Origin of the sequence: Companilactobacillus tucceti DSM 20183 (genome assembly GCF_001434665.1) — a bacterium.
In the GTDB taxonomy this organism is placed as follows: Bacteria; Bacillota; Bacilli; order Lactobacillales; family Lactobacillaceae; genus Companilactobacillus; species Companilactobacillus tucceti.
In genome coordinates, this window is sequence record NZ_AZDG01000016.1 from 45,044 (window position 1) to 54,903 (window position 9,860).

At 32.9% G+C, this 9,860-nt stretch carries 7 protein-coding genes; 6 read left to right on the plus strand and 1 reads right to left on the minus strand.

The features are described from left to right. Positions 1 to 85 precede the first annotated feature (85 nt). Complete coding sequence (locus FC72_RS07735; protein ID WP_057766463.1) at positions 86 to 1,372, plus strand: adenylosuccinate synthase; 1,287 nt, start codon at positions 86 to 88, stop codon at positions 1,370 to 1,372. A 140-nt stretch (positions 1,373 to 1,512) separates the two neighbouring features. On the opposite strand, the gene FC72_RS07740 is transcribed toward FC72_RS07735, so the two are convergent. Further along, complete coding sequence (locus FC72_RS07740; RefSeq protein WP_057766465.1) at positions 1,513 to 2,439, minus strand: hypothetical protein; 927 nt, start codon at positions 2,437 to 2,439, stop codon at positions 1,513 to 1,515. A 74-nt stretch (positions 2,440 to 2,513) separates the two neighbouring features. Here FC72_RS07740 and FC72_RS07745 point away from each other — a divergent pair, with 74 nt between their 5' ends. The 5 genes from FC72_RS07745 to FC72_RS07765 all read left to right on the plus strand — a co-directional run bounded on the left by FC72_RS07745 (position 2,514) and on the right by FC72_RS07765 (position 9,793). After that, complete coding sequence (locus FC72_RS07745) at positions 2,514 to 3,812, plus strand: hypothetical protein (RefSeq protein WP_057766467.1); 1,299 nt, start codon at positions 2,514 to 2,516, stop codon at positions 3,810 to 3,812. An 8-nt stretch (positions 3,813 to 3,820) separates the two neighbouring features. Further along, complete coding sequence (locus FC72_RS07750) at positions 3,821 to 6,451, plus strand: transglycosylase domain-containing protein (protein ID WP_057766469.1); 2,631 nt, start codon at positions 3,821 to 3,823, stop codon at positions 6,449 to 6,451. A 68-nt stretch (positions 6,452 to 6,519) separates the two neighbouring features. Beyond that, entirely contained in the window at positions 6,520 to 6,774 is a 255-nt protein-coding gene (locus tag FC72_RS07755; protein ID WP_057766471.1) for a hypothetical protein, read from the plus strand. A 207-nt stretch (positions 6,775 to 6,981) separates the two neighbouring features. After that, on the plus strand, positions 6,982 to 8,187 hold the full coding sequence (locus FC72_RS07760; protein WP_057766473.1) for an LCP family glycopolymer transferase: 1,206 nt from the start codon (positions 6,982 to 6,984) through the stop codon (positions 8,185 to 8,187). Between the two features lie 64 nt (positions 8,188 to 8,251). Further along, a complete protein-coding gene (locus FC72_RS07765) occupies positions 8,252 to 9,793 on the plus strand; it encodes an ABC-F family ATP-binding cassette domain-containing protein (RefSeq protein ID WP_057766475.1) in 1,542 nt (513 codons plus the stop codon). Positions 9,794 to 9,860: the final 67 nt, after the last annotated feature.

Sequence of the window (9,860 nt, forward strand, 5' to 3'; positions counted from 1 at the left end):
ATCATTCTAGATAGTCATAGTAAGTGTAGAAACCTGTCTTTTTGTAGCTTGTTTTAAAAACTCAATCAATTAAGAGGAGATAGACATGACAACAGTTGTTGTAGTAGGTACCCAATGGGGTGATGAAGGTAAAGGAAAGATTACCGATTATTTTAGTGGTGAAGCAAATATCATTGCTAGATATCAAGGTGGAGATAATGCCGGACACACTCTAAACATTGATGGTAATGTTTACAAATTAAGATCAGTTCCTTCAGGAATTCTTTATCCTGATAAGACTAGTGTTATTGGTAATGGTGTTGTTTTAAATCTAGAATCTCTTTTAGAAGAATTAAATCGTTTGCATGATCAAGGTGTAGATACTTCAAATTTGAAGATATCTAATCGTGCACAGTTGATCTTGCCTTATCATATTAAATTGGATTCACTTCAAGAAGCAGCAAGAGGTGATTCTAAAGTTGGTACAACTAATAGAGGTATTGGACCAGCTTATATGGATAAAGTTGCTCGTATTGGTATCAGAATGGCTGACATTCTGGATAAAGATATCTTCAAAGATCTACTTACAGAAAACTTGAAACAAAAAAATGAGTTATTTACAAAAATCTATAATTCTGATGAAATCAAGTTTGATGATGTGTTTGAAAAGTATTATCAATTTGGACAAGAAGTAAAAGATCGTGTTATTGATACTTCAGCTTATTTGAATAAAGAGTTGAAAAATGGAAAGAACGTTTTATTTGAAGGTGCACAAGGTATCATGCTTGATATTGATCATGGTACATACCCATATGTAACTTCATCAAACCCTGCCGGTGGTGTAACAACAGGTGCTGGTATTGGTGCTCCAATGGTTGATAAGGTTATTGGAGTTGTAAAAGCTTATACATCCCGTGTCGGTGCTGGTCCATTCCCAACAGAACAAGAGAATGAAGTTGGGAATTTCTTGCGTGAAGCTGGCCATGAATACGGAACAGTTACACACCGTCCTCGTCGTGTTGGTTGGTTAGATACAGTTGTATTACGTCATTCATGTAATGTAGCTGGTGTTACTCACCTTTCACTAAATTGTTTAGATGTTTTAACTGGTCTTAAGGAAATTAAAGTATGTACTGGTTATGACTTAAACGGAAAAATAATTGACGAATATCCTGCTAATTTAAATATCTTGGCTAAATGTAAGCCAGTATATAAGACATTTGATGGCTGGACTGAAGATATTACAGGTGCTAAGAGTATCAGTGAATTACCAGATGCTGCTAAAGCATATCTTGAGTTTTTAAAGGAACAACTTGGTGTTGAGTACGCTACCGTATCAGTTGGTCCTGACCGTGAACAAACAATTGAAGTTAATGACGTTTGGAACGCCTAATGAAAAGAGTGTGACAAAAGACGGTTTGCCACCGGATCGTAGCTATGTAGAGGTTACAGTCTTTTGTCACACGTTTAATCTATAAAAATTTGAAATCGAAAAAGGAGCAGTGACCCATGTCACTGCTCCTTTTTTTTCATCTATTTATTGTTATTTGTTGAAATTATTCCACTTTGAAATCTAATAAATTTGTTGCTATTTCTGTTGTAAGTTAAAGTGTAGTAAAAATGGTTATCTTTACTTAATTGTTTAATATAGACTCTAGAATATCTAGGCACATCAGAAATTTCGTAACCAACTATTCCATAATTAGTGACTCTAGAATTAGAATTTTTGGCCAGATTATAAAGCCCTTTATTACTTTTATCGGGATCAAGTCCTAAATTGATTGCTATTTGATTGAAACTACCAGGTTCTGAAGCGTTATTCATAGATAAGTTGGAATTAATAATGGCCGTTTTCAGACGCTGCATAAAGTTCTTGGAGTTATTTATACCAGTTTCTCCAACCTTAACATCAGGAATGATGAAACGCGGTGGATATGTATTAGAGGTACTTTTTAAATATTTAACAGAGAATATTTCATTTCTTTTGTGATATAGGCGATAACGATAACTAGTTATTTTGTCGGTATCATTATATTGGTTGAGACTGACTGTTAAATATTTTCCCTTACGGTCTTTTCCAAAATTAAGTAAAGTGACATCGTGAATATATTGATGTGACTGTTTTTTTATCTTTTCAGTGAGAGATTTGTCTTGTTTTTCCGTAAGAAAATTGAAATCTTTGGTTGCTTTGTAGTTGCCATTGATAGTATTGACTAGATTAATAGCTTGAGTTTTATCACCTTCAAAGTCCTTATCATTCAGTTTGATTGATTTAGGTGTTATTCCTTTATCGACATTTTTAGGATTGACGACTAATGAAAAAGGAATTGTCAGGGAAGATATCTTATTAACGGTCTTAGTTTTGATATTTCCCCAATTGAATACATAAGTTAAAATTATTAAGATCAGAATTAGTAAAGTGATCAATAGTTTTAGATGTTTTTTAAATAATTTTTTCAAAATTTCTCACCCTTTATAATTGTGGTACTTTAATATATATAATATACAAAAAGAAGCGTTAATTGAGGAAAATCGTGAAAGATAAAAAAGATTTAAAGGGAAATTCTAAATCAGTGCAGTATTTACTACTAGGAGCTAAGGTAATAGCTATTTTTACAGCCGTTATCTTTTTTGTAATGCTTTCACGTGGAGTTGTTAATGCTGCCGTAACTGCAAAGATAAATAATCAATATCAGGATAAGACACATAAAGTTTTAAAAACAGATGTTAATTCTTCTTCAGCTAGTTTTATTGGAAAATTAATCAAGACTAGTGGAAAGTACGTAATTACTAAAGACAATATTAAGAGATATCAAGAATTAGAAGATTATATTGAGGCCAGAATGAATCGTGCTGATGCTGTGTCGGCTCTTTTTGATGGCAATAAAAACTATAAAGATGGTGTATCTAGTGGCCAAATAGATGAGTTAGATAAAAAGTTACTTAAAGAAAGAAATCAAGATGTCTATCAAAAGCAACGTAATAGATTAGATATGATTCAGGTTTGGTATGAACAAACTCAAGATGCTAACGGATATATCTCTAAAACTTGGGATAAGTTTAATGATGATAACGCAAGCCTAGATATAAAGAAGATCTCAATGGTCAATGCATATTATAAATTGATCAAGAATAAGACTATTAAAAAGCAATGGACAGAAGCAGTTAACAAGATGACGGATTATTATGCAAATCATAAAGGTGCCAGTGCTAGAGTTACCGCGGCTAAAGAACAATTGGACGAGCTGAGAAATGCTCCATTAACTGAAAAGTATAAACCAGCTAATGTCGATATTATTGGTACTTTGGACAAATCAAGTAATGATTCAGATACTTTAAGTAATGCAGGTATAACTGGAAAGACCGTATTGTATTACGATTCAAGTAGTAATAAATTGGCTTTAATGACTAATGTTAATGGCAATTATGTAGCAGAAGATGGTTATATTTCAGTAAGTAATTCAAGAGTAAGTTCTGGTAAATATTCTATTAAGAAAGTTATTACTTCAGCTGGAAGTAATGATGCAATTATTACTGATAGTAGTAATAGTAGCTTTGGTCAGTATTTGAACAATGCCAGTGATAGTACTCTATCAAATAATGATATTACCGATGCGGATAATACAACTGCTGACTTTAATTCAGCTACTCCAGTCTTTTGGATGAAAAATAATAGTAGCTTGAATAGATCTATTTACTTCAGTAATGGATCAACGATTGGTTTTATTTATTCAGGTGGTAGTAGCTATAATAACGGATTACAAATAAGCTCTTCAGATTTAGCCAGTTTACAATCTAAGATATCATCAGGAACCACATTCTACGCTGATTAGGGGTCATTATGCGAGAAGTTAAGCGAAATACAATAAAGAGAAAACATAGAAAATGGCCATGGGTATTATTGATTTTGATTATTCTTATTACCAGTGGATCAGGTATTTTTTGGATGAAGTATGGATATGATATTAAAAGTGCAATTGCTGATGGCTATTCATATAGTGAAGGATTAACTAAGAGTGATTTTCGTCCAAAAAATTCAACTGTCATATATGATCGTAACGGTAAAGTTTTAAAAAAATTATCTCAATCAAGTTCAGACTATGTGCCAATAAGTAATATCAATCCAAAAATTAAAAAAGGATTGGTCAAAGTAGAAGATCAGAGATTTTATATTCACCATGGGGTTGATGTTTACGCAATTCTTCGTTCACTAGGAGCACGTGTAATTCATCGTAGGATCGAAGGGGGATCTACTTTAACACAACAATTAGTTAAAAACGTTGTTCTAAAAGATCAATCTCAAACTGTTGATCGTAAATTAAAAGAGATGGTCATCGCTCAACAATTAGAGAAAAAGTTTACTAAGAAGCAGATTCTAGAATTTTATATTAATGATGTTTACATGGGTCATGGTTCATATGGGTTCAGCAGTGCAGCCGACTACTATTTTTCGGAAAATCAAAATAAGTTATCAATTGATAAACTAGCAATGCTAGTTGGTATTCCTAATAATCCAGCGTATTATGATCCAGTCAACTATCCGCAACGCTCACTTAAGCGTAGAAACATGGTACTGTACATTTTCTATAATAATAAGTTGATAAGTCATAACGCCTATTTGAATGCTAGAAAACGACCATTAGGCTTAAAAATCAATGAACACAAATTTGATAATGATGTTTCCAATAACTATGCATTGAGCTATGCAGTAAACAATGCAGCAGAAGAATTAATGAAATCATCAGGGTTCATGATGAAGTATAAGTTCAATAGTGATAAAGAAATGAGTCAGTACTATGCAAATTACCAACAAGAATTTGATCGTGCGCGTGGTGAATTAGTTGAAGGTGGATACAGTATTCATACGACTATTGATATGGATGTTCAAAATAAGATTGAAAAAATCGTATCAGATACTTATAAATCCTATACAGGGCGAGATGTTCATGGGAAATTGGCTCCTCAAGTATCAAGTACGGTGGTAGACAACCAAACTGGGGATGTTCTGGCGATTGTTGGTGGTAGAACAACTGAAGGAGATCAAGTTAACCGAGCAATCAATGGTTATCGTCAACCAGGTTCTGCAGCAAAACCTATTACAGCATATGCTCCAGCTTTTGAAAGAGGTTATTTGCCACAAAGTACTGTAATCGATTCTGCTATTGCAGGTAGAAAAAATTGGTATAACGGATATAAGGGGAAGACTACCGTCAGGGATGCTTTGGCAAATTCAATTAATACAGTTGCTTATAAATTAGCTTTAGATGATAACAAACATTTATACTATAATAATTTGTCTAAAATGGATTTCGCTAGAATATCTCCAGAAGATGATAATCCTATTATTGCCATTGGTGGATTCAAAAATGGTGTAACTACAACTGAAATGGCATCCGCCTATAGTTCATTTTCAAGAGGAGGTAAATTTATATCTCCAAGTAATTTGAGTAGTATTTATGATAATGAAAATGAACGTTATATTTATCAAAATACGCATCCTAAAACGTCTGTCTATACTAAAGATGCAAGTTACATGACATTAAATACTATGCAATCAGTTATTACTGATGGATCTGGTAAAAATGCCAAGCTCGATAATTATGACTATACTGCTGGTAAAACTGGTACGACTGATGATAGTAAGGATTCGTATTTTGTTGGTATGACTCCTAAATTTACTATCGCTAACTGGACAGGTAACGATATGCCTTCAACTTTGACAGCGGCTGAAGAAGGTCTTTCTATGCAAGCATTTAAGGCAGAGGGAGAATACTTGGTTGATACTCTAAAAGAAAAGAATAAAAACTTTAAAAAGCCAAGTACAATAATTGTCGATGGGGATAAATTGTCCGTTCAAAATAAAAATAAAGAACCAAGTATACAAGATATTATCGATAATGATTTTTCAAAATATAATTCAGAACAAAAGAGTAAGAATGCTGAACGTTTGGCTAACTTAGACTATCGAATTATTTATCACCTTACTAAAAAAGAAGAGTACTCCCGTGAACGTAAGGTTGAGAAAGCCATTGAAAAATATAAAGATTCGCCGATTATTAAAGAATCACAGTACAATAAGAAATTGGATGATTTACAAAAGATTCGTTATTTGAATGCAAATGTAAAACGTCAAAATGCTAAAAGTGACTTTAATAACCAGATTCTTGATTTGCAAAAATCTCTCAATATGAGTCAAGCTATGTTCCAGACTTCAAAGGATAATAAGAAGATTGCTGAGTATAATCAAGAAAAAGAAAAAATAGAATCAGAGCGCGAATCTAAACGTAAGAGTAAAGTTAATAATTTGATGCCACAATATAATACACAACTTCAAAAAGTTAAAGATGCTTATGCTAATAATGATTCTGATAAAGAAAACCAGAAACAGAAATTAATTGATATTATGAATGAAATAAGAAGCTACGGTGGAAATGTTCCAGATGTTAAAATAAACGTCAATAGTAGTAATTAATGGGTTGTCATGAGGTAAACAATCTATTAACATTTATGTAGTTGGAATATTAATGGAGGTTAAGGATAATGAGCTTAGCAGATAAAGTTTCTGAAGGTAGAATCTTATTATTTAAGTGCAGTCAGTGCAATCATCCGGCCATGCTGATCCTTAAGAAGAAGGAACTGGAAAATAATCCAGACGACTCTGTTAAATATGAAATTACGATGCAATGTCCAAGGTGTAGAAATGAAGATACCTTTATTTTGAATGATGGTAAAGTGGATATAGCATCTAAATCTGAAAAGACAGATCGGGTTCCTAATCTTGATCGTGTACTATAGAAAACATTCCTTTAGTGGGATGTTTTTTTGTTTTATTTTCAAATTTAATTGGATTCGAATTTGACAGAATCGTTTAAACTTTTATAATTGTTTCAACGTACACTAAATTTCTTCATATTTTTAGGGTATATTATTAACGTTGTACAAATATGTCCGTTTTCCAAACTTAACGGAAAATATCAAGGGTATACTAAACGGAGTTTATTTATGAATAATAAAAATAATATGTCTAGGGAGCGTAGACGACGTTTAACTAGAAATAGTGCGTTGGCTTCTGGAAATGGTGGGAGTTCTAAAAAATCCTTCCTAAAAATTCTAGGCTTAGTAGTTTTGACAGTATTTTTTGTATTAGGTGCTTATGGATTTAGAATTTATGCTCAAACTCAAGAATCTTTGGGTAAGACTTACAAAGCATTAGATGGCAAACAAGCTTCAGCTAAGATTTCTGATCAAAAACCCATCTCGATTTTACTATTGGGTGTAGATACGACTGATGGCGGCGTTAGAGATATGGAAGTAGATTATCGTGGTAATTCAGATACGATGATCGTAGTAACAGTCAATCCTAAAACAAATAAGACCACTATGGTGTCAGTTCCAAGAGATACCATGGCTCAAATTTGGAAAGGTGTTGGCAATAATACTAAGAAAATTCAAAAGATAAATTCGGCTTATAATATAGGAAATGAAGAAAGTGCGGTTGTGACAACTGAGAAGTTATTGAATGTTCCTATTGATTACTACGTTAAAGTTGATTTTAATTCATTGAAGAAAATCGTTAATAGTGTTGGCGGAGTAGACGTTGATGTACCATTCAGTTTTTCATATGGTGATACTGATGAAAAGGAATCTCATTTTAAAAAGGGTGAAATGCACCTTAATGGTAAACAAGCTCTGGATTATTCAAGAATGAGATATGAAGATCCTGAAGGGGATTATGGTAGACAAAAACGTCAAAGACAAGTAATCTCTGCTATTATTAAGAGTGCTGCAAGTGCTAATACATTTACTCACTATCAAAAAGTCTTGAATAGTATCTCAAATTCAATGACAACTAATTTAAGTTTTAGTGATATGCAATCCATATTCCTTAACTATCGTGGAGCTTCCAAGAAGATCGGTTCTGACCACGTACAAGGATTTAGTTCAACGATTAATGGATCATCTTATGAGATTGCTCCAACAAAAGAGTTGCAACGAGTGTCTGATAAGTTAAGAAAGCAATTGGATCTAACACCAGCAACATTAGATAATCAAGAAACAAAATTGAATAAGTACAATAAATCTTTAGGCTTTTCATTTAACTATACTGGCGACCAAAGTCAGAATTATGAAACTAAGATTAGAAGTACAACAAGTAGTGAAGGTACTAATAAAGATAGAGACGATGAAATCGGACTATCAGGATTTTAATTAAAAGGCTGAAGCATAATTTGTTTCGGCCTTTTGTTATGTTTTTAAATTAAGGAGTTTATTTATGAGTGTTTTAGAGGTACATGATTTAACACAACAATTCTTGGATAAGAAGTTATACGACAATGCAAGTCTCCAAGTAAATAAGGAAGATCATCTGGGAATCACTGGTCAAAATGGAGTGGGAAAGTCTACTTTTATCAAAATTTTAACCGGTCAAATCGAACCAGACGAAGGTAAAATAACCTGGCAAAAACACTTAACTGTTGGTTATTTGGATCAGCAGGCAAAATTGGTTGAAGGGATGTCTATAAAAGAATACCTTCAAACAGCTTTTAGTGATTTGTATGAAGCTAATGATAAGTTAACTGAAATTTATATGAATGACCCAGATGAAGATGATTTGGAAAAAGCAGGAAAACTACAAGAGATACTAGATGCTAATGATTTTTATGAACTAGATACCAAGATAGAGCAAGTGGCTACAGGTCTAGGATTGGACGCTATTGGCTATGACCACGATGTTTCGAAATTAAGTGGTGGACAACGTTCAAAGATTATTTTGGCAAAAATTCTATTAGAAAAACCGGATATGATTTTACTAGATGAGCCAACTAATTATTTAGACACTAACCATATTGAGTGGCTATCAGATTATTTGAATAACTTTGAAGGAGCATTCATTGTTATTTCCCATGATTACAACTTCTTAGATAAGATAGTTAACTGTATAGCTGATATTGAATTTGGCAGAATCACTAAGTATACCGGAACTTTAAAACAAGTTATGAAGCAAAAGGCTGCCAACAAAGAAACATATATGAAGGCATACGTTAAGCAGCAAGAAAAGATATCTAAAACTAAGGCATATATTAGAAAGTTCAAGGCTGGTACTAGATCAAAAAGTGCTAAGAGTCGTGAGAAACAATTAGCTCACATGGATGTCCTAACACCACCTGGTAATAAGAAAATTGCTAGCTTTAATTTCCCATATCAAGAAATTCCTAGTTCAAGAATGGTATTAGAAGCTAATGATTTGAAGATAGGTTATGACGAACCTCTATTTGATCAGAAGTTGAACTTCTCGATTGTTAGTGGAGAGAAAATGGTTATTAAGGGATTTAATGGTATCGGTAAATCTACGTTGATCAAAACGTTACTAGACATAATCAAACCAATTGAAGGTAACTACGAATTTTCTGAAGTTGTAAAAATAGGATATTTCAAGCAGGATTTAGTTTGGAAAAATAAGATGGCAACTCCATTTCAAATCGTTGGAGAAGAACACCCTGATAAAGATAATAAAGAAGTGCGCCAAGTTTTAGCTAGAACTGGATTAACTAGTCAGCAGATCATGTCTCCAATTAGATCATTATCTGGTGGGGAACAGACCAAAGTTAAAATTGCTGATTTGATGTTTGATCCTACTAACTTTCTATTTATGGATGAACCAACAAACCATTTGGATGATGAGAGTAAAGCATCATTAAGAAAAGCGCTAAAGAACTACCCTGGATCTATGATATTGGTTACTCACGAAGAGGACTTCTATAGTAGTGATTGGATCGATAAGGTACTAGATATAGAGAAAATAAAAAAAATGTAACTTTTTTCAGAAAAGTACTTGCAAAGGTGTTACTTAACTAGTAATATATTACCTGTTGTTGCGACAG